Source organism: Lentzea sp. NPDC020367, from assembly GCF_044387305.1.
GTDB lineage: Bacteria > Actinomycetota > Actinomycetes > Mycobacteriales > Pseudonocardiaceae > Lentzea.
The window spans coordinates 369,831-392,344 of sequence record NZ_JBIRVV010000001.1 but is presented as its reverse complement, the minus strand read 5'-3'; the positions used below and the strand labels follow the sequence as shown (position 1 = coordinate 392,344).

Sequence of the window (22,514 nt, the reverse complement as noted above, 5' to 3'; positions counted from 1 at the left end):
ATTCGTTTGTACCGGAAATCCCGAAACCGGTTTCGCGCGGAACCGGTTTCAGGTATCAACTGTGAGAGCGCTCCCATAGACGCTGCCGCCGCACGAGCCCTCTCGGAGACCACATGGATCGCGACGACGTGCCCTACCTCGACGCCACGCTGCCGACCCCAGAGCGGGTGGCCGACCTGCTGGGCCGCATGACGCTGGCCGAGAAGGTCGGCCAGATGATGCAGCTGGACTCGAGGGAGGACCTGGACGACCACGTGCTGCGCAAGCACGTCGGCTCGATCCTGCACACCTCGCCCGAACGAGTGCTGCGCGCGCAAGACCTCACCACTCAGACACGACTGCGTGTCCCGTTGCTCATCGCCGAGGACTGCATCCACGGCCACTCGTTCTACGAGGGCTCCACGATCTTCCCGACGCAGCTCGGCATGGCCGCGAGCTGGGACCCGGAGCTGGTCGAGCAGGTCGCCCGCGTCACCGCCGTCGAGGCCGCCGCGACCGGCGTGCACTGGACGTTCTCGCCGGTCCTGTGCATCTCGCGGGACCTGCGCTGGGGCCGCGTGGACGAGACGTTCGGCGAGGACCCGGTGCTGATCGGCGAGCTCGCGGCCGCCATGGTCCGCGGCTACCAGGGTGACGGCCTCGCCGACGAGACGGCGATCCTCGCGACCGCCAAGCACTTCGCCGGCTACTCGGAGACCCAGGGCGGCCGGGACGCGAGCGAGGCGGACCTGTCGCGGCGCAAGCTGCGGTCGTGGTTCCTGCCGCCGTTCGAGAAGGTCGCTCGCGCGGGCTGCGCGACGTTCATGCTCGGCTACCAGTCCACCGACGGTGTGCCGATCACGGTCAACTCGTGGCTGCTCGACGAGGTCCTGCGCGGTGAGTGGGGCTACAAGGGCACGCTCATCACCGACTGGGACAACGTCGGCCGGATGGTCTGGGAGCAGAAGCTCCAGCCCGACTACGCGCACGCCGCCGCGGCCGCCGTGAAGGCCGGCAACGACATGATCATGACGACCCCGCAGTTCTTCGACGGCGCGTTGCAGGGCGTCGAGGAGGGGCTGCTGGCCGAGTCCGACCTCGACCGCGCGGTCACCCGCATCCTGACGCTGAAGTTCGACCTCGGCCTGTTCGAGAACCCGCGCAGGCCCGACGCCGAACGCCAGCGCGTGATGATCAATCACGACGACCACGTGGCGCTGAACCTGCAGGTCGCGCGCCGTTCGCTGGTGCTGCTGCGCAACGACGGCGTGCTGCCGTTCGCGCAGGGCAAGGGCAAGATCGCCGTCGTCGGTCCCCTCGCCGACGACGCCCAGACCCAGCTCGGCGACTGGGCCGGTTCGTCCGGCCAGGCCGACTGGCTGCCCAACGGCCACCCGCGCGAGATGATCACCACGGTCCTGGACGGGCTGCGCGAGCTGTCGTCGCAGGAGATCACCTACGCCCGTGGCGCCGACATCCTCACGCTGGAGCCGGACCCCGAGGGCGACACGTTCCCCGACGGCCAGCCGCGCCCGCCCGTGGTGAAGGCCTGCGCGCCGGACGCGGCCCTGATCGCCGAGGCCGTCGCGGCGGCGCAGGACGCCGACTACGTGGTCGCCGTCGTCGGTGACGTGATCGAACTGGTCGGCGAGGGCCGGTCCACCGCCACGCTCGACCTGATCGGCGGCCAGATCGCCCTGCTGGACGCGCTGGCCGAGACCGGCAAGCCGCTGGTCGTGGTGCTGCTCGCGTCGAAGCCGCTGGTGCTGCCCGCGTCGGCGCGCAACGCCGCCGCGCTGCTCTGGGTGGCCAACCCCGGCATGCAGGGCGGCCGGGCGATCGCCGAGGTGCTGCACGGGCTGGTCGAGCCGAGCGGCCGGTTGCCGATCTCGTTCGCGGCGCACGCCGGTCAGCAGCCGACGTACTACAACCAGATCCGCGGTCAGCACGGCACGCGCTACGCCGACCTGACGCAGGAGCCGGCGTTCGCGTTCGGCGAGGGCCTGTCGTACACGACGGTCGAGTACGGCGACCTGCACGTGGAGACGGCGGTGCTGCGCCCGGACGAGACGGTCAAGGCGTCGATCACGCTGTCCAACACCGGCTCACGGCCCTCCCGCGAGACCGTGCAGGTCTACGTGAGCGACGCCGTCACGTCGGTGAGCTGGGCGGACAAGGAGCTCAAGACGTTCAGGCAGGTCGACGTGGCGCCCGGCGAGACCGTGAAGGTCGACCTGGAGCTCCCGGTCTCCGCCTGCACGATCGTCGACGCGGCCGGGCTGCGCGTGGTGGAGCCCGGCGAGTTCGTCCTGCTCGTGGGTCCGAGCTCGAAGGACCTGCGCCGGGCCGAGTTCACCGTAAAGCCGCTGTCTTGAAGGGACCGGGGACGATCGTGAGGTAGCGGGGAGGGATCTCCACCGCCTTCGTGATCGCCTTCTTCACCGCCGGGACCAGGTCCGCGTCGACGAGTGCGACAGCGGGCCTGCCCGGCGGGTCGATCAGCATGCTGGCGCCGCGCGCGCCTGCGGCCAGCGCCGCCCGCACCACCGCGTCCTGCTCGGGATCCGGGTCCTGGGCGCGGTGGTACGCCGACAGCGCGACGCCGAGGTCGTCCGCTTCCTGGACGTACGGCCGTTCCACCTGCGGTTCCTGCCGCCGGACCCGCGTGTCGACGACCAGCAGCCGTTGGCCGGGCAGGTCGAGGACCTCCTGTCGAGGTTCCTCGAACTGCTCGCCCGCGAGGTCCTTCAGCGCCAGCGCGACGGCCGTCCTGAGTGCCTCACCGGCGGACAGACCACTCCCCTGCGGCAGGTCGACGCTGCACATCAACGCGGCGCCGCCGTTCGCCTCGACTCCCGCCGCCCAGGCCGGGACGTCGTCGGACGGCAGCAGGGCGCGTTCGGTCGGCCGGTTCACCGACACCAGCTCCAGCAGGCCGTCGTCGCGCCGGTCCCCCGCCACGATCGCACCCCACCTGGCGTGCACCTTGATCGCACCGCCAAGCAGGTTCAGCACGCCCGGCGCGTACCAGACTCCTTCGGCGGGCCTGCCGAACGTGCGCCGGAACGCGTGCGGCACCAGCCTGAGCTCCGGCGCGAGCTCAGGCCGATCCGCGATGTCGATCATGCCTGCTCAGCCGATGCCTTCTGGGCCAGCAGCCGGTAGGCGTTGCCGTTGCCGGTGCGCGCGGCGACGAAGCGGTTCACCGTCTGGTCCAGCGCCAGCGCGACGAAGAACGCCGGGATTCCCAGCGACCACACCAGGAAGCTGCGGGTCCGGCGGAGCCTGACCTTCTCCGGGCGCCACGGCGCGGGCGTGCGCGGTGCCTTGTCGCCCAGCCACAGCAGCAACGCGAGCGTGAAGTCGTTGCAGAGGTGGGCTTCCTTGCGTTCGGTGGCCACCGTGGTCAGTCCGCGGTCGGCGAGCGCGTGCTCCAGGTTGCCGATCGGCATCATGTGCTGGTGCTGCGGCTGGAACCACGGCATCCAGTACTGGCCGAACAACCGGCCGAGCCGCCACTCCGGGTCCGGCAGCTCGATCAGCAGGTAGCCGCCGTCGGGCAGCACGTCCGCCGCGATGTCAAGCTCCTCCCACGGATCGCGCACGTGCTCCAGGTAGTGGTGCATGCTGATCACGTCGTACTGGCCCTTGAGCTCGCCCGCGAAGTCCTTGAAGCTGCCCCGGTAGGAGTTCTCGATCCGGCCGAGCCTGGCCGCGTCCTCGATGGCCGCGCCCTGGTCGAGCCCGTCGAACGTCGTGGCCGGCAGGACCTCCTTGGCTCCCAGGCAGAAGTGGGCGTGCCCGGAACCGACGTCCAGCCAGCGTTCGGGTTTCGTGAACGGCTCGACCATCCGCGCCCGGCCGTAGTACGGGTCGGTCTTGCCGGAGAACACCGCTTCGGCCGACGTCTCACCGAGGCCGTCGTAGAAGTCGCGGTAGTAGAAGCCCAGGCCTTCCTCGGTCAGCCGCGGGTTCTGCCAGACGTGTCCACATCGGACACACCGGTCCATCGTGAACGTGCCGGGCTTGCGCTGCACCAGGTCCGTCGCGGTGACCCAGCGGCGCAGGTCCGTGCTGCCGCAGGACGGGCAGTTGTCGCGCGGTGCCTCGTGGAAGTTCCGGTCGCGGTTCTGCTCGTACCAGGGCGCGGCGGCCTTGAGGGTCTCGGCCTGGCGCTTCTCGGCCGTGGACTTCTTGCCCCCGGACGTCTTGAACCACAGGTAGGGCGTGCGCAGCACCCGTGGCACCCACAGGTCGCGCGGGCTCAGCGGCGTTCCGGCGAACACCAGGATCGGGTGCGCCCAGTACGCGGCCAGTGCGACGAGTCCCCACTGCCAGTTCGTGATCAGGGCACCGATCACGGTCGCGTACCCGATGACCGAGCCCGCGATCCACAGCGACGGCCGCTTCCCGAGCCGCCGCAACGTCGCCGCGCGATAGCCGAGGTCGTACGGACCGGCCTTGAGCCCCGGCGCGACGGCGATGTCGACCACCGCGTGCACGTGGTCCTTGACCCGCCGCACGTAGGCCACGAACTCGGTCGGGTCGTCGGGATCGACCTCCTCGACGTACTTCTCCCGCACCAGAACGGCCTGCGACGCGCTGATGCCGCGCGCCCACTGGTCGTCGCGGTACTTGCCGGGATCGAACGCGCCGAGCAGGTCCAGCGCGGCCACCGTCGGCAGGTCGCGCGGCACGAGGTCGACGAGGTCCGCGTCGGTCTCCCACGAACCCTCCGGGTGCACCCCCGTGGCGGTGAGGAGCGAGTGCTCGCTCACGCCCGGAGCGAGCACTCGCAGCTTGGACGCGCGGGAACGCAGGCGCAGCACGTCCAGCAGGACGACGAGCACCACCAGCACGGTGAGGATCACCCGGCCACCACCTTCTCCAGTCGGTCGGCTGCGGCCGCTGCGCCGCCTGCCGCCAAGAACGATTCGCGCACCAGTCCGGCGGCGGCCGCGTACTCCGGCTCGTCCAGCACGGACTCCAGTGCGCTGCGGATGTCTGCCGCGCGCGCCCGCGAGTAGGTCAGTCGCACTCCGGCACCGGCCTCCACGACCTGGGCGGCGACGGTCGGCTGGTCGTCCCGGATCGGTGCCACGACCAGCGGCAACCCGTGTGCCAGCGCCTCGCAGACCGTGTTGTGTCCGCCGTGCGTGACGACCGCGTCCAGGTGCGGCATCAGCGCGAGTTGCGGCACGGACGGGAGCATCAGGACGTTGGGCGGCGCGGGCCGCGGTTCGGCGACCATCACGACCCGGACGGCGAGACCGGCGACGGCTTCCAGGACCTGACCGAGGAAGCGTTCGCCGGCGGGTCCGTTCAGGGTTCCCAGGGAGACCAGCACGGTACGTGGCTCCGCTCCGCGCACCAGCCACTCCCACGGGAAGTCCACCCGTTCCACGCGATGGCTCAGCGCGGGCCCCACGAACGCCACCTCGTCGCCGAACTCCCCCGCCACCAACGCCTTCGAGCTGTAGACCAGCACGAGCAGCTCGGAGAACCTGATGTCCCCGTCGGCGAAGTCGTGCAGCAGATCGCGCACCCAGGCGTCGACCTTCGGCATCGTCCTCAGTGGATTGACCAGCTCCGCGGAGGTGCTGGCGGACGTCACCCAAGGCACGCCTGCGTTGCGCGCCACCAACGGCCCTGCCAGTGCCTGTTGATCGGCGACGATCACGTCCGGCTGGAAGCCCCTGACCGCCAGGTCGACTCCGGGCACCATGGAGTGCCCGAGCGGGATCAGGAACTCCTCCCAGAAGAACTTGAGCACCGCCATCCCGCGCAACGCGAGCCAGCGCTCCCGTTTCGCGCGGATGTCGGCTTCCAGCAGGTCGTCGATCGCGGGGAAGACCCGTGCGTCGTCCGGCAGGAGTGGCTTCAGCGTGCCGGGATGCCCGACCCACGCGACGTCGTGCCCGCGCGCCAGCAACTCGCCGCCCACCGAGGCGGTCGGGTTGACGTGGCCGGTCAGCGGCGGCACCACGAACAGGAACCGGCTCATGACGGCAACCAGTCCAGCAGCACGTCGAGCAGCTCGGCCGTGGCTTCGCGGAGCACCGTGTGCCCCAGGCCGGTCACGACGTGCAGCCGGCACGCCGGAATCCGTTCCTGCAGCTCCGCGGCCGCCCCGATCAGTTCGGACTCGGCGCCGTAAACCCCGAGCACCGGGCACTGCACCTGCGTCAGGTCGAGCTTCGCGCCGGAGCCGAGGTCGTCGATCAGCGTCGTGCCGTTGAGCAACGCGTGGGCGTTCACGGCGAGCTTCGCGATCTTGCGTTGTCCCAGGGCCATCAGCTGGTCCTGCGTGCGGTCGAACTCCAGGCCGAGCGCGGCGACGGTCAGCGTGTTCGTGATGTCCTCGAACCACGCGTCGCCGACCACTCCCCCGACCGCCGACTCGACCAGCACGACGCCGCCGACCCGTTCGGGAGCCTGGACGGCCGCGTGCATCGCGACGACGCCGCCGTAGCTGTTGCCCAGCAGGAAGACCGGCTCGGTCACGCCGATCTCGTCCAGCACGGCCACCAGGTCCAGCGCGCTCTCCTCCGGCGTGTAACCGGACGGCGGCCGCTCGGACAGGCCGTGCCCGCGCAGGTCGAACAGCACGGTGCCGAACCCGGCCTGGGCCAGCGGCGCGGCGAGCGTGTAGTAGAAGCTGGACAGGTTGTCCATCACCAGTCCGTGCACGAACACCACGGTCGGTCCCGTTTCCGGCCCGAGCCGCTGCACGTGAAATCGCAGCCCTCGGGCGTGAACGTCAGACACGCGCCGTGATGTGGTCGACGAGGCGGCCGACGGACATCGCCATGATCTCGTCGATGTCCATGTCCGCCAGGAAGGCCACGAGATCCACGCCGTAGTGGGCGTTGAGCTTGTCCGCGAGCGCGACGAACTCGATCGACTCCAGGCCCAGGTCGTCGCTGAACGTGGTGTCGCGGGTGATCTCCACGCCCAGCAGGAAGTCCGGCCCGACCACCTCGGTGATCAGCTTGGCGACCTGCTGCAGCACCTCGTCCATCACATCTCCGTTCGCACGCGGGCCGCGGCTCGCCCGAGTTCTGCAATGACTTCGATCCGGGGCACGGCGAACGCGCCGCGCACCCGGCCGTCGGCGGTCACGGTCAGCTCCGCCGGATAGACCGGCCCTGCCCCGCGATCCCACAGCCACCCCCGCACGGCGTCCTTGGCCGCGATCACGCGCAGCAGCCAGTCGCGCTGGGCAGGCACGTCCAGGCCGCCGTAGTGCCGTCGTTCGGCGGAGTTCAGGTAGCGGCGCATGATCAGGTCACGCGTCGCGCTGTCGGACCAGGTCTCGGTGACCCGCAGCCACTCACCGTCCGGTGTGGACAGCATCTCGGTGCCGGGCTTGAGCTTGACCTGCCAGATCCGGTCGTTCGTGGTGAAGCGGCGGGTGGTCCAGCCGGTGATCCGGCACCACAGCGCGCCGTTCACGGTCAGTTCGGCGTCCGCGATCATCACCTGCTCGGTGACCTCGCGGATCCACGCGGTGCACTGGACGTCGGCGGTCGGCACCGGCCCGTGGAACGTCACCTGCTCGATCCCGGTCGGCAGCACGGTCTGGTCCTCGGTGCGGCAGACCTGCATCCAGTGGCCGATCAGCTGCCCGGCGCTGTCCAGCAACGCTCCCGGCGCGGGCAACGGCGTCAGCACGCCCGCGATCCCGTTGTCCGCCAAGCAGTCGATCTGCGTGACGCCCGCGAACGCCGGTCCGTGGAACATCCAGTTGTCCTTGTACAGCTCGTCTGCGGACACTGGTGCCTCACGAACGCCTTGCAGCTCCTTGCGTTCGGACTGGACCGCCTGCGGTGCCATCAGCACGATGCCCTCGGCGTAGTCGCCGACCTTGACGACGACCCGGTCCTGGCCTTCCGCGCGGGCGGAGATCTTCACGGTCGTCGCGGGCAGGGCCGTGAGCCAGCGCTTGGCCTTGACCTGCGCGAACCCGTGCACGGTGCCGCCGGTGAGCCGGCGCGCGGCGTCCGCGAACACCTCCAGCAGGCCGGTCGCGGGCACGATCGGGAACCCGTCCGCGAGATCCGGCCAGCCGGGTGCCTGCGGGAACACCGAGTGGTCGGCCAGTTCCGGCATCGTCCGCAGCGAGAACTCGCGGGTGAACCCGGCCTCGTTCGGCCGGAGCGCACCGACCACCTCGCGTGCGACGGCGTTGGTGTGGGCCAGGAGCTTGTTGACCGCCGCGGACATCGGGCTGTCGTCGGCCACCAGCACCGGTTCGGTGCCGAGCGCGTCGAGCCTGATCTTCGGCGTACCGAGCTTGAGCTTGACCTTGTGGGCCGTGCCGCGCTTGAGACCGAACGCCCACAGGGCCTCCGGTGCGATGTCGGCGTTCACGGCGATGTGCGGCCGGTCGGTCAGGGTGTCCCCGATGAAACCGGGCAGGCTGCCCTGTCCGATTTGGACGAACGCGCGGAAGCCGGCGCCGTGCAGGCGTTCCAGCAACGGCCGGAACCGGACGGGCTCGACCAGGTGCCGCAGGACCAGTTCGCGGACATCGCCGGCGGCCATCGGTTCGAGGGAGTTCGCCGACCACACCGGGATGTCCGACGTGCGGACCGGCAGTGCGTCGAGCATCTCCTTGGCCCGGCCCAGGTACGGGGCGAGCGCCGGGGTGTGGAAACCGGTGCGAAACGGCATGAGCTGCGCCATCACGCCATTGGCCTTGAGCGTGACGAGAACTTCTTCAAGGCGGTCGATCGGGCCGCAGATCACCGACTGGTGCGGGCAGTTGTCGTGGCTGACCGTCACGCCGTCGACCAGGTACCGCTCGGCGGTGTCGGCCGAGCACCCCAGTGCGGCGTAGGCGATGTCGACGACCGCGACCGCGCCGGGTCCGAGTGCGGAGACGAACTCGTCGATCGTCGGGTAGATGCCGCCGACGACCATCGCCGTCCACTCGCCCATGCTGTGCCCGGCGAGCGCTCCCGGCGTGATGCCGAGTGCCATCAGTTCGCGGGCTTCGCGGCGGCCGTCCTGCAGCAGCCCGACGGCGTGGTCGACGACCTCGCCGCTGAACTCGCGCTCGAAGCCGGGGAACACGAACGCGACCTGGTCCGTGCCGGTCAGCAGCGGTTGCGGGGAGAACCAGATGTCGTGCCGGCCTGGCCACGCCTTGCCCTGGGCGAGAACGCGTTCGGCGAGCTTGAGCTTGCGGTCGTCCGGGTTGCCGATGGCGAGCCGGAACGCCCTGTCCGCGCTGGACGTGCGGCGTTCTTGGAGTGCCCTGGCCAGTTCCTCCGCGGTGTCGGCGGCGAACGTCATCACCGGCTTGCGCGGCTTGGCGATGGTGTGGCCGTCGAGCACCGCGTGGGCGTTGATCCCGCCGAACCCGAACGCGTTGACGACCGCGCGGTGCCGTCCGGTCCACTCGCGAGCGGTCGTCACGGGCGTGAACCTGGTGCCGGTCAAGCTGCTGTGCGGGTTCTCGACGTGCAGGGTCGGCGGAAGCGTGTTGTGGTGCAGGGCGAGCGCGGCCTTGATCAGCCCGGCCATGCCGGCGGCGGGCATCGCGTGGCCGATCATCGACTTCACCGTGCCGATGCCGATCTCGTCGCCCTGCCCGCCGAACGCGGCGATCATCGTCTGGAGTTCGGCGGCGTCACCGGCGGGTGTGGCGGTGCCGTGCGCCTCGATCAGTCCCGGTGGGTTCTTCCGCGGGTCGAGGTCCGCGCTGGCCCAGGCCCGTTGCACGGCAAGGATCTGCCCGTCCGGGTTGGGCGTCATCATGCTCGTCGCGCGGCCGTCGCTCGCCGTGCCGATGCCGCGGATCACCGCGTAGACGCGTTCGTCGCCGACGTCCTCCAGCCGCTTGAGCACGACCATGCCGACGCCCTCGGACAGCAGCGTGCCGTCGGCTGAAGCGTCGAACGGCCGGATGCGCTCGGTCGGGCTCAACGCCCTGAGCTGCGTGAACACGCTCCACAGCGTCGGGTGGTGGCAGACGTGGACGGCGCCGGCGAGCATGGCGTCCGCGCGACCCTCCTGGAGTTCGCGGACGGCGTGCTCGACGGCGACCAGTCCGGACGCGCACGCCGCGTCCACGGTGTAGGCGGTGCCCTTGAGGTCGAACCGGTTGGCGATGCGCGACGCCGCGAGGTTCGGCACGAGGCCGATCGAGGCTTCCGGCTGCTCCGGCCCGAGACGGTCGCGGATGGCCTGGCGCACGGTGTTCAGCTCGGTTCCGGCGATGTTCGGGAAGAGGTCGCGCACCACCGACATGACCTCGTCGGCGAACCGGACCCGTTGGTCGAGCCGCGCACAGCCGGGCGTGAGGTACCCGCCGCGTCCGACGACCACGCCGACGCGGTCCCGGGACGGCAGCATCGACTCACCGCCCGCGTCGGCAATCGCCTCCGCGGCCGTGGCGAGCGCGAGCAACTGGTCGGGCTCCGCGCCGTCCACTGTGGACGGCATGATGCCGAACCGGGTCGGGTCGAACTCGGCCAGGTCGTCGACGAACCCGCCCTTGCGGCAGTAGAACCGGTCGCCCGTCCTGCTGTCCTGGTCGTAGTAGGTGGCCGGGTCCCAGCGGCCGGGCGGGATCTGACCGATCGCGTCGACGCCGCTGACGATGTTGCGCCAGAACGTCGCCGCGTCGGGGGCACCGGGGAAGACGGCGCCGATCCCGACGATCGCTATGCCTCCCATCGGTAGACCACCTGCACGTCCTGACCGTTCGCGATCTCGTTCAGCAGCGCGTCGACGCCCTGCTTCGGCTCGATCAGCGGGATGCCGCGCCGCGCGTACTCGTCGGCGAGCCCGACCGCCATCCCGGCACCGGCCCAGGGGCCCCAGTCAACGGCGACGACCCGTCGTTGGGCTCCCCAGAACCTCGCCATGCGGTCCAACGCGTCGTTGGCGGCCGAGTAGTCGGCCTGGCCGCGGTTGCCGAAGACGCCGCTGACACTGCCGAACAGCACGAGGAACCCGTCGCCGAACGCCTTGGCGCCGTTGACCTTCGTGGCCCAGACGCGGTCGAACGACTCCTGCGTCTTGGCCTCGATCAGCTTGTCGTCCAGCACTCCGGCACCGTGGATGACCCCGTCGATCCGGCCGAACCGCGCCTTGACGTCGTCGATCACCTTGCCCACGGCCTCGGCGTCGGTGACGTCGCACTCGTGGTAGCGGACACTCGAGGCGTTGGCGCGCAACCGTTCCATGGTCTGCCGGACTTCGCGTTCGGCGAGCACCTTGCGCGCCTTGGCCGGCACGTCGTCCTTCTCGCCCAGCTCGAACAGCGCCTTCACGAGCTCGGGCTCGGTCGTGGCGTGGCTCAGCCGGTGGTCTTCGGCCGCGATCGGGGTGCGGCCGATCAGTTCGACGTGGCAGCCCGTGCGCTCGGCGAGTTCGATCGCGGCGAGCGCGGTGATGCCGCGGGCGCCGCCGGTCAGCAGCACCACGCTGTCGGCGTCCAGGTCGAGGGTTCCCGCTTCGAGGTCTCCCGGGATCGCCTCGATGACCTGCCGCCTACCGGCCTGGTAGCCGACGACCGCCGGGCCTGGCCCGATCTCGGCGAGCAGCGCGGTGGCGATGTCGCGGTGGCTCTCCTTGGGGTTGACGTCGACCGAGCGCACCACGAGGTCCGGGTACTCGAGCGCGGCCGTGCGGATCAGGCCGTGCAGACCGATGTCCGCGGGCAGCTCGTCGGGCGTGTGGTCGAAGCCGAACGTGCCGCCGCCCGTGGTCACCACGACGAGCGCGACCCCGTTCGTCACGCACCGCTTGACCTCGCTGAAGGCCTCCGGCAACCGCGCCTGGAGCCGGATCACGACGTCGATGCCGGTCAGGTCGTCCGGGAACGCCGGTTCGACGCGCGGGCGGGCGGTGTGGCGTTCGAGCAGGTCGGCGAGTTCGAGGCCGATCCCGTTGTCGTCGATGATCAGCACGGTCCTGCCGGTGAGGTCGGCCGGTGAGGCGGGCTCGGCGGGCACCACCTGCGGCACGAGCCGGACGAGCTTGCCTCCGGACACCGGCAACGCGAGCGCGGGCGCCGGAGCGGGCAGTGCCGGGGTCTCGCCGAACCACGCGACGATCCCGTCGATCGTCTTGAGCTGGGCCAGTTCGTCGACGCCACCCGCCGCACCCAGTTCCTGGGCCAGCTCGCCCACGATCTCGGCGCGCTTGATGGAGTCGATCGACAGGTCCGCTTCCAGGTCCAGGCCCGGCAGCAGCATCTCGATCGGATAGCCCGTGCGCGTGCTGATCGTCTGGAGCACGACCGCCCGGACGTCCTTCGCGGGAGCGAGGACCGGGACCGCCGAGCCGAACCAGCCGACGATGCCGTCGATGGTCTTGAGCTGCGCGAGTTCGTCCACCTCACCGGCCGCGCCCAGTTCCGCCACCAGTTCGCCGACGATCTCCGTCCGCTTGATGGAGTCGATCGACAGGTCGGCTTCCAGGTCCAGGCCCGGCTGCAGCATCTCGACCGGATAGCCCGTGCGGGCGCTGATCGTGCGCAGCACCACCGTCGCGACGTCTTCCTGCGGCGCGGCCTGCGGTTGCGGCACGACGACCACCGGCTGGTCGATCACCTGCCTGGGTGCGGGCACCGCGGCCGGTTCGGTGCCGAGGTAGCTCAGCAGCACGTCCCGCTGGGCGCTCACCGCGTCCCGCATCCCGTCCAGGAACTTCTCGATGATCTCGTCGCGTCCCAGCCCGGAGCCGACTCGGAGAGTCGGGAACTCGGTCGCGGGCCGGAGCCCACCGGGTAGAGCGTCGCCGTTCGCGTCCCGCACGAGTCCTCCATCCACGTACCAGCCCGGCCGTGGCGGCACGACCGTGGCGGGTTCGGCCCTGTCCTCGAACAGCGGTGCGGTGTCCACCTCGACACCGGCGACCGCGAGAGCTGCCAATGTGCGCAGGAACGTCACGTGGTCGTCGCAGCGCAACGCCTGGTGCGGCCGGTCGCCGAGGGTCTTGCCGACGAGCGACGTCAGCACCCCGCCGGGGCCTGCCTCGACGAAGATCCGCGCACCCGCCGCGTACATCGACTCGATCTGGTCCACGAACCGAACCCGGCCCGCGAGTTGCTCGGACAGGCCTTCGCGCACATCGGCATGAGGAGCCGCGGATACGTTGGACCACACCGGGAACCGCGTCTCGCCCAGGTCGATCGCCGCGAGCCGGGCCGCGAACCGGTCGCGGGCACCGGCCATCAGCGGGCTGTGGAACGCGGCGGCGACCGGGATGTTCTTCACGGTCAGCCCGGCGTTCTTCAGCACCTCGACGGCGTTGTGCACGGCCTCGGTCGGACCCGAGATGACGACCTGGTCGGGCGCGTTGTGGTTCGCCACCACGACATCGGCCGGCAGCAGGGCCTCGACCTCGGCCACCGCGGCCGTCACGGCGGCCATCGTGCCGGGGTCCTCGCCGACCGCGTCCAGCATCGCCTGGGCGCGGGCCGCGCTGAGGTCCAGCAGGTCGGCGGCGCCGAACGCACCGGCCGCCGACAACGCGACCAGTTCGCCGTAGCTGTGGCCACCGGCCAGATCCGGTCGCACGCCGACGGAGTCCAGCAGTGCCGTGACCATGAGACCGGCGATGCCGAGCGTGGGCTGGGCGTTGCGGGTGTCGGTGATCTCCGCGCGCTGCCGGGACACGTCCTCGGCGGTCAGTGCAGCCGGCGGGTACATGACCCGCTCGTAGCGCGCGTCCAGGAAGTCCTGCAGTCGCGGGAAAGCAGTGACCAGGTCGAGCAGCATGCCCGGCCGCTGGCTGCCCTGACCTGGGTAGAGGAACGCGATCTGGGGCCGTTCCCCGGACCTCAGCGACACCACGCCGGACTCGCGCCAGGCCTCGACATCCGCGAGTGCCTTCCGCAGGCCCTCGTGATCGCTGGCGACGAACGCTGCCTGAACGGTGCCTTCTCCGCACGCTGCGGCCAGCGAACGCAACGGGGTGCGCTCGTCGACCAGGGCGGCGAGGCGAGCGGCTTCCCGTTGGGCGGCAACCTGATCGTCGCCGCGGATCAGGAACAGCTCGGCGGGCCAGGCGGTCAGGCCGTGGCGGGGTTCGTCGGCGCCGGTGTAGCCCGCGATGACGGTGTGGAAGTTCGTGCCGCCGAACCCGAACGCGCTCACGCCCGCGACCCGGTTCCTGCTCGCCCACGTGCGGTGGCCGAACGCGAACGGGCTGGTCTGCGCGTCCCAGAAGGCGTTGGGCTGCTTGACGTGCAACGTGCCGGGCCGAAGTCCGGTGTGGATGGACAACGCCGCCTTGATCACGCCCGCGAGGCCCGCCGCGCACTTGGTGTGGCCGATCTGCGACTTGACCGAGCCGATCGTGCAGGTGCCGGGTTCGACGCCGGAGAACATCTCGGTGAGCGACTTGAGCTCGGTCCGGTCTCCCACCACGGTTCCAGTGCCGTGCGCCTCGACCAGACCGACGTCGGTGACCGGCAGCCCGGCCGACGCGTACGCGCGGCGCAGGGCTCGTTGCTGGCCTTCCGGACGGGGCGCGGTCAATCCCAGGGACCGGCCGTCACTCGACGCGCCGATGCCCTTGATCACCGCGTAGACCCGGTCGCCGTCGCGTTCGGCGTCGGCCAGCCGCTTCAGCACGACGGCGGCCACGCCCTCGCCGAGCGCGATGCCGTCCGCCGCCGAATCGAACGTGGCGCAGCGCCCCTTGGCGGACAGGGCTTTCACCGAGGCGAACATCTGGTAGTCGTGCGCGCTGTTGTGCAGGTCGACCGCGCCGCACAGGACCATGTCGCTGGTGCCGCCGACGAGTTCCTTGCAGGCCACGTCGAGCGCGGCGAGGCTGGACGCGCAGGCGGCGTCGACGGTGCAGTTCGCGCCGCCGAGGTCGAGCCGGTTCGCGACGCGGCCCGCGATCACGTTGCCGAGCACGCCGGGGAACGAGTCCTCGGTCAGCTTCGGCAGGTGGTCGTCCAGGCCGGTGACTCCCAAGGCGGGCAACGCGGTGCGGACCGTGTAGGCGTTCGCGAGGTCCGCACCGGCTTCGGCGCCGAAGATCACCGATGTGCGTTCGCGGTCGAACACCCTGGTCTGGTACCCGGCGTCGGCCAGCGCCTTCGCCGACACTTCAAGCGCCAGCAGCTGGGCGGGTTCGATCGAGGTCAGCGAGGCGGGCGGGATCCCGTACGCGAGCGGGTCGAAGGCCGTGCGCGGGAGGAAACCGCCCCAGCGGAACGGGCTGCCGTAGCGCTCGGGCGACCAGCGGTCAGGTGGGATCTCGGTGATGGAGTCGGTACCCGCCAGGACGTTCGCCCAGAACTCGGTGACGTCGCGGGCGCCCGGCATGATCGCGGCCATCCCGACGATGGCGACGTCCAGCGGTTCCTGGGCGGTCTCGTGCTCGGTGGTCTCGGGGACGACACCGGAGACGATGTCCTCGTGCAGCTGGGCGATCGTGGTGCGTTCGGACCGCAGGGTCGCGACCTGGCCGATCATGAACATGCCCTCGCGGCGCTGTTCGTCGTCGCCGACCTCTTTGAGGACGCCGTCGTCGCGGACGAGACCGCGGCTGGCGAGCCGGAGCCGTCCCAGGTTGAGCTGTTCGAGCCTCTCCCAGCTCTCCTGCTTCGACAGTCCGGTGAGCTCGGCCCGCGCCTGCTCGAAGGTGTCCACATAGGACGTCTGTGCGCAGCGGACGGCGTGGCCTGGTGAGGTCTCCAGCAGTGCGGTGTCCTCGCACTCCAGCGCGACCTGCTGGAACACCGGCCGGATCGCGCCGTGCGACACGGCTTCCTCGGTGAACAGGTAGGCGGTGCCGACGAGAACGCCGACGGCCGCACCCCGTGCCGCGATGGACGCGGTCATGGCGGAGATCATCGCGGCCGAGCGGGCGTCGTGAATGCCGCCGGCGAACAGTGCGACGACGTCCTTCTCGCGGCCTTTGAGGACGTCGATCTGCTGCTGCCACAACGTGAAGCTGGTCCGGGGTCCGGTGTGACCGCCGCACTCCGAGCCCTCGAAGACGAACTTGCGCGCGCCCTCGTCGAGGAACCGGCGCAGCAGCGCGGGCGACGGCACGTGCAGGAACGCCTCGATGCCGGCGTCCTCCAGTTCGCGTGCCTGCGTGGGCGTGCCCCCGGCGACGATCGCGTACTTCGGCCGGACGGCCAGCACGGCCTCCATCTGCCGCGCCCGCAGTTCGGGCGGCGCGAAGCCGAGCAGCCCGACGCCCCACGGCCGGTCGCCGAGCTTCTCCGCGGTGTGCTCGAGCAGCGTCCGGACAGCCGGGCCCTCCATCAACGCGAGTGCCAGGAACGGCAGCGCGCCACCCTCGGCGACGGCCTCGGCGAACGCGGGCTGGTCGCTGACGCGGGTCATCGGCCCCTGCGCGATCGGGTACCGCAGGCCGGGGACGCGGTCGCAGAACGGTCCGCCCGACCGGATCGAGCGGTGCTCACCCGCCAGGGTGAGATTGTCCCGAATGCCCGCCGCAATCGCGCCGACCACGCCTCCGACGGTCCCAAACGAGGTACGGTAGAAATCAGCCAAGGAACCTTCTTGACCAATTTCGAGCGTGTTTTGACGAACATGAACGCGTAACCCGCGGTTCACGACGGTGTCGGCGCCATCCATCATCCGGACGGCGTTGACAATTTCGCCGGAAATATGTTTTCGAGCCTCCGCGACGAGCGTGAGCTGGCCTTCCAGCACCACTCCGCGCGCACCGCCCGCGACCGCCGCGGCAGCCGTGTCAGGGCCGATCGAACCCGCCACCCAGACCGGTAGATCGGTCAGCGCGAGCACCTGCTGGAGCAACACGAACGCGGGCGAACCACCCACTCGGCCGCCTGACTCGGCACCCTTCGCGATCAGGCCGGTGGCCCCGAACTCGATCGCCGCAACGGCTTCCGCCACCGAGGTGATCACCGCGAGAACACGGCGTTCACCCAGCTCAGCGAGGTTCGGCGCGAAGAGGGCGAGATCGACTACGACGGTGTCCACGGCTTCTGGCAGCGGCACCGTCAACGGTCCGTGCAGTCTCACCCCGAACGCGCGCGGATGACGCGCGGCCACGCGGGCGAGGTCGGCGGCAGCGTCCGGCCCGAGGTCGAGCACGCCGAGCCCACCGGCTCGTTCGGCCGCGACCACGAGGGCCGGGTTGGGGGTGCTGAACGGACTCAGACACAGCACCCGTTCTCGATCCGACAGCATGTTCACTGTGCTCACTTCCTCACCCTGCAGGGGTGGGGAGAAAGGAATTCAGCTAGGGTTCCTACTGACCGGTACGGTGACAACGCGCTCACCGTACGCACAAACCCGATGCGCCGTCGAGAGGGTGATGAAACTTTCTCACATACGTAACCTGACGAATGGCCCCGGATGGCGGGGGGCCTTACTCCAGTTCGCGGATAGCGCGACGTGCTATGGCAGACCCAGCACCTCGGTGATGTCCGCCCGGACAGACACCGCCCGTTCACCAAGATCGGCAGGCACCTCGGCGTGCGCGGTGTTGATCCGCACCAACCGAGCGCTTGGCAGGGCGCGGACCAGCGACTCCACCGGCCGGCGAATGACCGTGGGCGTGCTGAACCCGGCCCCGATCTCGATCACGAGCACGCCGTCTCCCAGCCACTCACGCAGCCGCGCTCCCGCAGGCACGTAGTGATCCGGCACGTACTCGGGCCCCTTGTGCACGTTCAGGAACACCGCTCCGCCGCATCGCGGACATGACGGCAGCGTGTCGGACTCCCCTGTCAAGACGTCATAGGTGGCCAATGCGGCGTCCACGATCGGCCTACTGGGCCACGTTTCCCGTGTGCACGGCGTCTCGCACTGGTAGCGGCCGTAGTCGCCCTGCGGCGTCCACACCCTGTCCTCCGCGAACCCGTTGCGCGCGAACAACCCGTCCACATTGGACGTCAGTACGAAGTGGTCACGGGTACCGACCAGGTCCCGCAGCCGCGTGTAGACGGGGTTCGGTCCTTCACCGAACCTGATGTCGTTGACGTGCACGGACCAGTAACCCCACAGCAACCTGGGCGGCAGCGGCAGCCCGATCAGCTGGTACCTCGCCCACAGACCCTTCTCGTGCAGCACCGGGAACAGCTCCGCGAACCGTTCGGCGTCCGAGTAGTCGTAACCCGCGGCGGCGGACAGTCCCGCGCCCGCCGCGATGAGCACGCGATCGGCTTCGTCCAGCCAGCGTTCCAGCGTCACGACAACTCCCGGTAGACGGCCTCGTCCTCGCCCCTGAACGCCACGAACACCACGCGGTCGAACCGGCCGGGGTGTGCGGCGAGCCAGTCCCGGACCGTGCCGACCGCGATGCGCGCGGCCGGTCTCCCCGGAAATCCGAAGATCCCGGTGCTGATCCCGCAGAACGCGACCGTGCGGATTCCTGGTACCTCGGCCGCGACGTCGAGGCACGCCCGGTAGGAGTCGGCGAGCGCCGTTCCGTGCGCGGGCAACAGGTTCCCGCGCACGATCGGGCCTACGGTGTGCAGCACGAACGGCGCGGGCAGGTGGTACCCGCGGGTGATCTTCGCGGTCCCGGTCGGCTCCGGCGCGCCCTGCAGGGTCATGATCCGGTGGCAGTCGGCCCGCAACCGCGGCCCCGCGGCGTTGTGGATGGCGTTGTCGACGCAGGCGTGCATCGGCTGGAAGCAGCCGAGCAAGGCGTCGTTGGCGGCGTTGACGATCGCGTCCACCCTCAGCCGGGTGATGTCGCCCCGCCACACCGCGATCGGCGCGGGCAGCGCCAGGGCGTTCGCGGACGGCCGCTGCTGACGTTCGCCGCCGAGCAGCGCGTCCAGCACGGCGACGAGTTCGGGGTCCAGCGGCGCCGGTTCGCGGACGGTGAGCACCGCCCGCAGCATGCGGCGCCGCTCCCCCGCCTCGCGCGGCAGCCGGAACCGGCCGACCCACGGGTCGTCCCCGAGCATCCGCAGGGCGAGGCTGGTGAGCAGGTCGAGTTCGCCGGCGGGCGCGGGCGCGCTGAGCGGCCGGAAAGGCTCGTCCAGCGCGACCGCGTGCCGGTAGTCGGGCAGTGTTGTGAGCACGTCAGAACAGCCCGTTGGAGTGCGGCAGCTCGGCCGGGATGGGCGCGATGACGTCCCAGTGCTCGACGATCCTGCCGTCCTGGACGCGGAACAGGTCCCAGTACGCGACCGGCTCGCCGAACTCGCCTTCCGACTGCAGCAGAACGAGATCACCTTCGGCCACCACCTGGTGCACCGTCTTGTAGACGAGGTTCTTGCCTTCCCCCGCCCACTTCGCCGCGGCCGCCCCGAACCCGTCGAGCCCGTCTGCCGCCTCCGGGTTGTGCTGCAGGTAGGTCTCGGTGGAGATGTAGTCGGTCAGCACCGAGTAGTCGGCGTCCTGAAGGATCCGCTGCGCGAACTCCTTCACCAGCTCACGACTGCGTTCGGTGCCCTCGGCGGCGGGCTGCGCCGCACCGTCCGTCTGGGACCGTCCACTCGCGGTGTTCGCGACCACGGGCGTCAGTGCGTCCCAGTGTTCGGCCAGTTTGCCGTCCCGGACCCGGAACAGGTCGAACGCGACGAGCGGCTCCGGCCCGAACCCGTGGTAAACGCCGTGCAGCGCAACGAGATCACCATCCGCGATCACCCGCGCCAGTTCGTAGCGGAAGCCTTCCGGCAGGCCGGCGACGAGCCCGCGCAACGCCTCGGGTCCGTCCGCGATGAGAGAGCTGTGCTGGCGGTAGTCGGCGGCGACCCAACGGTCCACAGCGGACGGGTCCTTGTCGCCGAACAGTTCGCCGGTGGCCTTGAGCACGAGTTCCTTGTTGTTCATGGCTGCAACGATGTCCCAGCCAGGCGCCTGCGACGAGGTAGGATCACGCCTCACCATGGTCAGAAGTGGACAGGTCGCGCAGTTCGGCTTCAGCAACCCCGACCGCGGGCAGCTGGGCCTGGAAGCGCTCGACCTCGGCGTGCTCCGCCGCAGACTCACCGAGGAAACGCTGAGCAAGGTGCACCGCACCGACTTCCACCAGCTGTTCCTGTTCACCGCGGGCACCGGCACCACCATGGTCGATTTCGTGGACCACCCGTGCTCCCCCGGCACACTCCTGCACGTCAGCCCCGGCCGGGTGCTCCGCCTGCCGACCGGTGCGGCAGAGGCGCTCATGGTGCTTTTCACCCCGGCGTTCCCACCCCTGGCGCTCAGCCCGTTCGGCCCGGTCCGGCATCTGGTCCCGAAGGCTGAGCTGGCGGTCTTCACCCGCGCCGTGCAGGACCTCCGCCAGGAGTACCGCCGCAACCTGCTGACCAACGAACCGGTGGACCTGCTCCGCCAACTCCTGGGCGCGTTGCTGCTGCGCGTCGCCCGCCTGCCCGGCTCCACCCCCGGCCACGCCGACGCCCGTTTCGAACGCTTCCAGCAGGAACTGGAGCGCTCGTTCGCCGCCACGCGCAACGCCGCCGAGTACGCGGCCCGCATCGGCTACTCGACGCGCAGCCTCAACCGCATCTGCCTGGCCGCGACGGGCCAGTCCGCGAAGGCGTTGATCGACGCCCGCGTGACGCTGGAGGCCAAACGGCTGCTCGTGCACACCGACCTGTCGTCGGCGGCGATCGGGCACCGGCTCGGGTTCAGCGAGGCCACGAACTTCACGAAGTTCTTCGCCCGCGAGACGGGCACGTCACCCGGCGCATTCCGCGAGTAGCTGGCCAAGAGCGTGGCGGGCGATGCCGGCGACGAACGGGTTGCTGTCGCCCCGGCGGGCGAGGGCGAGCACCGACAGTTCCATCGCCCAGCCTCGCGCGCGCACCCAGGTGGCGTCGTCGAACTCGGTGAGCTCGCGCCGGAACTGCGCGCGGCCTCGTTCGTCGAGGAACAGCCACGCGGTCATGAGGTCGCCCGCCGGATCACCGGCGGCGGCGCAGCCCCAGTCGATCACGCCGGTCAGCTCGCCGCCGGCGAACAGCAGGTTGCCCCGGTGGAGGTCGGCGTGCACCCACCGGAGCGGCCGGTGCCAGCGCGGGGCGCTGATCGCGTCCTCCCAGATGCCGGTGAGCCGCGGATCCCCGCCGAGCTTCGCGATCGCCCAGCGCACACCCGCGTCGCTGACGGAGATGTCGTGGCGGCCGCGGTAGGTGGTCCACGGTTCGCCCGTGGTGTCGATCTTCTGCAACGCCAGGAGCACCTCGGCCAGGCGCGCGCCGGTGTGCGGGCTGACGGCGTCGATCGTGGAGAGGTCGCCCGGCAGCCAGCGCACCACCGACCACCGGTACGGGTAGTCCTCCGCGGCCTCGCCCAGTTCCAGCGGTTCCGGCACCGCGACCGGGAGGTGCGGGGCCAGTCGCGGCACCACCTGGAAGTCCCGTTCGGCCTGGTCCTTGGCCTCTTCCAGGCGCGGGAGCCGCACCGCGAGCTCGTCGCCGAGGCGGTAGATGGCGTGGTCGGTGCCGCCGTGCCTCAGTTCGGTGAGTTCGAGGCCGTGCCAGCGCGGGAACTGGTCGCGGATCAGTCCGTCCACAAGGGACACGTCGATCCGCATCAGTCGTCCCAGCCGGGGCAGAGCTGGTCGAGCGTGCGGCTGGCGATGCCGGCGAGGAACTTGTTGGTCTCGCGGTAGTAAGGCAGCGCGAGCACGGCGAGGTGCAACGCCCAGCCCTTCGCGCGCACCCAGGTGGCGTCGTCGAACTCGGCGAGTTCGCGCCGGAACTGCTTGCGTCCACGTTCGTCCAGGTAGAGCCAGGCCGTCATGAGGTCCGCCGCCGGATCGCCGACGCCGGCGCTGCCCCAGTCGATCACGCCGGTCAGCTCGCCGTCGCGGAAGAGCAGGTTGCCGACGTGCAGGTCGGCGTGCAGCCAGCGGCCGGACCGCTCCCAGCTCGGGGCGTTCAGCGCGTCCTCCCAGAGGGTGACGAGCCTGGGATCGCCGCCGACCTGGGCGATGCAGCCGCGGACGGCGTCGTCGTGGTCAGCACCGTTCACCCGGCCTCGACCGGTGGTCCACGGCTGCCCGGTCGCGTCGATCTCGTGCAGTGCGCGGATCAGTTCGGCCAGCCGGAACGGGGTGTCCTCGCCGACGTCCCCGATCGGGGCGGTCTCGCCGTCGAGCCAGCGCACCACCGCCCACTGGTACGGGTAGTTCCCGGCCGGTTCGCCCAGCGCGAGCGGTTCCGGTACCGCGACCGGCACGTGCGGCGCGACCAGCGGAACGACGACGGCTTCCTTGCCCGCCCCGTCCTGGGCCCACTCGCGGCGCGGCAGCCGCACCGCCAGGTCGTCGCCCAGCCGGTACATGGCGTTGCTGGTGCCACCGTGCGCCACCTCGCGAATCGGCAGCCCGTGCCAGTGCGGGAACTGCGTGCGGATCAGTTCGTCCACAAGGGACACGTCGGTGGCGGTCTCGCCGTCGAGCATCGATCAACTCCCCCAGAGGCCCGGTCGCCCTCGCATGCAACACCGGGCCGCTGACCGCAGCAACCCGTTTTAGCGCCGTCCTCGGATTCCACGCGTCGTCGTGCCGGGTTCGTGGTATTCACGGGCGCCGGAACGAGCGCCCGTACGGACCACGCCGTGTGGTCGCGTTCCCAGACCGTGCCGTGG

General features: G+C 70.5%; 14 protein-coding genes. 2 read left to right on the top strand and 12 right to left on the bottom strand.

Annotated elements, in window-relative coordinates:
• The first annotated feature begins 113 nt into the window (after positions 1-113).
• Positions 114-2,354 (top strand): glycoside hydrolase family 3 N-terminal domain-containing protein, encoded by a 2,241-nt coding sequence (locus ACH413_RS01705; protein ID WP_360029694.1) that lies wholly within the window; start codon positions 114-116, stop codon positions 2,352-2,354.
• On the opposite strand, the gene ACH413_RS01700 is transcribed toward ACH413_RS01705, so the two are convergent.
• From ACH413_RS01700 to ACH413_RS01655, 10 genes are all read right to left on the bottom strand, one after another.
• On the bottom strand, positions 2,332-3,105 hold the full coding sequence (locus tag ACH413_RS01700) for a hypothetical protein (protein WP_360029693.1): 774 nt from the start codon (positions 3,103-3,105) through the stop codon (positions 2,332-2,334). The two genes, ACH413_RS01705 and ACH413_RS01700, sit on opposite strands and share 23 nt — an antisense overlap.
• The gene (locus tag ACH413_RS01695) at positions 3,102-4,850 is read right to left on the bottom strand and encodes a class I SAM-dependent methyltransferase (RefSeq protein WP_360029692.1); all 1,749 of its coding nucleotides are present in this window, start codon (positions 4,848-4,850) and stop codon (positions 3,102-3,104) included. Before ACH413_RS01695 ends, ACH413_RS01700 begins: the two co-directional genes overlap by 4 nt.
• Entirely contained in the window at positions 4,847-5,983 is a 1,137-nt protein-coding gene (locus ACH413_RS01690) for a glycosyltransferase (protein WP_360029691.1), read from the bottom strand. The genes ACH413_RS01695 and ACH413_RS01690 overlap by 4 nt, the downstream gene beginning before the upstream one ends.
• Positions 5,980-6,747, bottom strand: coding sequence for an alpha/beta hydrolase (locus ACH413_RS01685; RefSeq protein ID WP_360029690.1), 768 nt, complete (start codon positions 6,745-6,747; stop codon positions 5,980-5,982). The genes ACH413_RS01690 and ACH413_RS01685 overlap by 4 nt, the downstream gene beginning before the upstream one ends.
• Positions 6,740-7,000, bottom strand: coding sequence for an acyl carrier protein (locus ACH413_RS01680; RefSeq protein WP_036014077.1), 261 nt, complete (start codon positions 6,998-7,000; stop codon positions 6,740-6,742). The genes ACH413_RS01685 and ACH413_RS01680 overlap by 8 nt, the downstream gene beginning before the upstream one ends.
• The gene (locus tag ACH413_RS01675) at positions 7,000-10,665 is read right to left on the bottom strand and encodes a beta-ketoacyl synthase N-terminal-like domain-containing protein (RefSeq protein ID WP_360029689.1); all 3,666 of its coding nucleotides are present in this window, start codon (positions 10,663-10,665) and stop codon (positions 7,000-7,002) included. Before ACH413_RS01675 ends, ACH413_RS01680 begins: the two co-directional genes overlap by 1 nt.
• Positions 10,653-17,162: an SDR family oxidoreductase gene (locus ACH413_RS01670; RefSeq protein ID WP_360029688.1), complete on the bottom strand. Its 6,510-nt coding sequence runs from the start codon at positions 17,160-17,162 to the stop codon at positions 10,653-10,655. The genes ACH413_RS01675 and ACH413_RS01670 overlap by 13 nt, the downstream gene beginning before the upstream one ends.
• A gap of 195 nt (positions 17,163-17,357) precedes the next feature.
• A complete protein-coding gene (locus ACH413_RS01665) occupies positions 17,358-18,152 on the bottom strand; it encodes a hypothetical protein (protein ID WP_360029687.1) in 795 nt (264 codons plus the stop codon).
• Entirely contained in the window at positions 18,149-18,994 is an 846-nt protein-coding gene (locus ACH413_RS01660; protein WP_360029686.1) for a protein-ADP-ribose hydrolase, read from the bottom strand. Before ACH413_RS01660 ends, ACH413_RS01665 begins: the two co-directional genes overlap by 4 nt.
• A 1-nt stretch (position 18,995) precedes the next feature.
• A complete protein-coding gene (locus ACH413_RS01655; protein ID WP_360029685.1) occupies positions 18,996-19,748 on the bottom strand; it encodes a nuclear transport factor 2 family protein in 753 nt (250 codons plus the stop codon).
• Between the two features lie 55 nt (positions 19,749-19,803).
• Here ACH413_RS01655 and ACH413_RS01650 point away from each other — a divergent pair, with 55 nt between their 5' ends.
• On the top strand, positions 19,804-20,622 hold the full coding sequence (locus ACH413_RS01650; protein ID WP_360029684.1) for a helix-turn-helix transcriptional regulator: 819 nt from the start codon (positions 19,804-19,806) through the stop codon (positions 20,620-20,622).
• Here ACH413_RS01650 and ACH413_RS01645 read toward each other — a convergent pair.
• The gene (locus tag ACH413_RS01645) at positions 20,599-21,456 is read right to left on the bottom strand and encodes an aminoglycoside phosphotransferase family protein (protein ID WP_360029683.1); all 858 of its coding nucleotides are present in this window, start codon (positions 21,454-21,456) and stop codon (positions 20,599-20,601) included. The two genes, ACH413_RS01650 and ACH413_RS01645, sit on opposite strands and share 24 nt — an antisense overlap.
• Positions 21,456-22,328 carry an aminoglycoside phosphotransferase family protein gene (locus ACH413_RS01640; protein ID WP_360029682.1) on the bottom strand — a complete coding sequence of 291 codons (873 nt, stop codon included), beginning with the start codon at positions 22,326-22,328 and terminating at the stop codon, positions 21,456-21,458. The genes ACH413_RS01645 and ACH413_RS01640 overlap by 1 nt, the downstream gene beginning before the upstream one ends.
• Between the last annotated feature and the right edge of the window lie 186 nt (positions 22,329-22,514).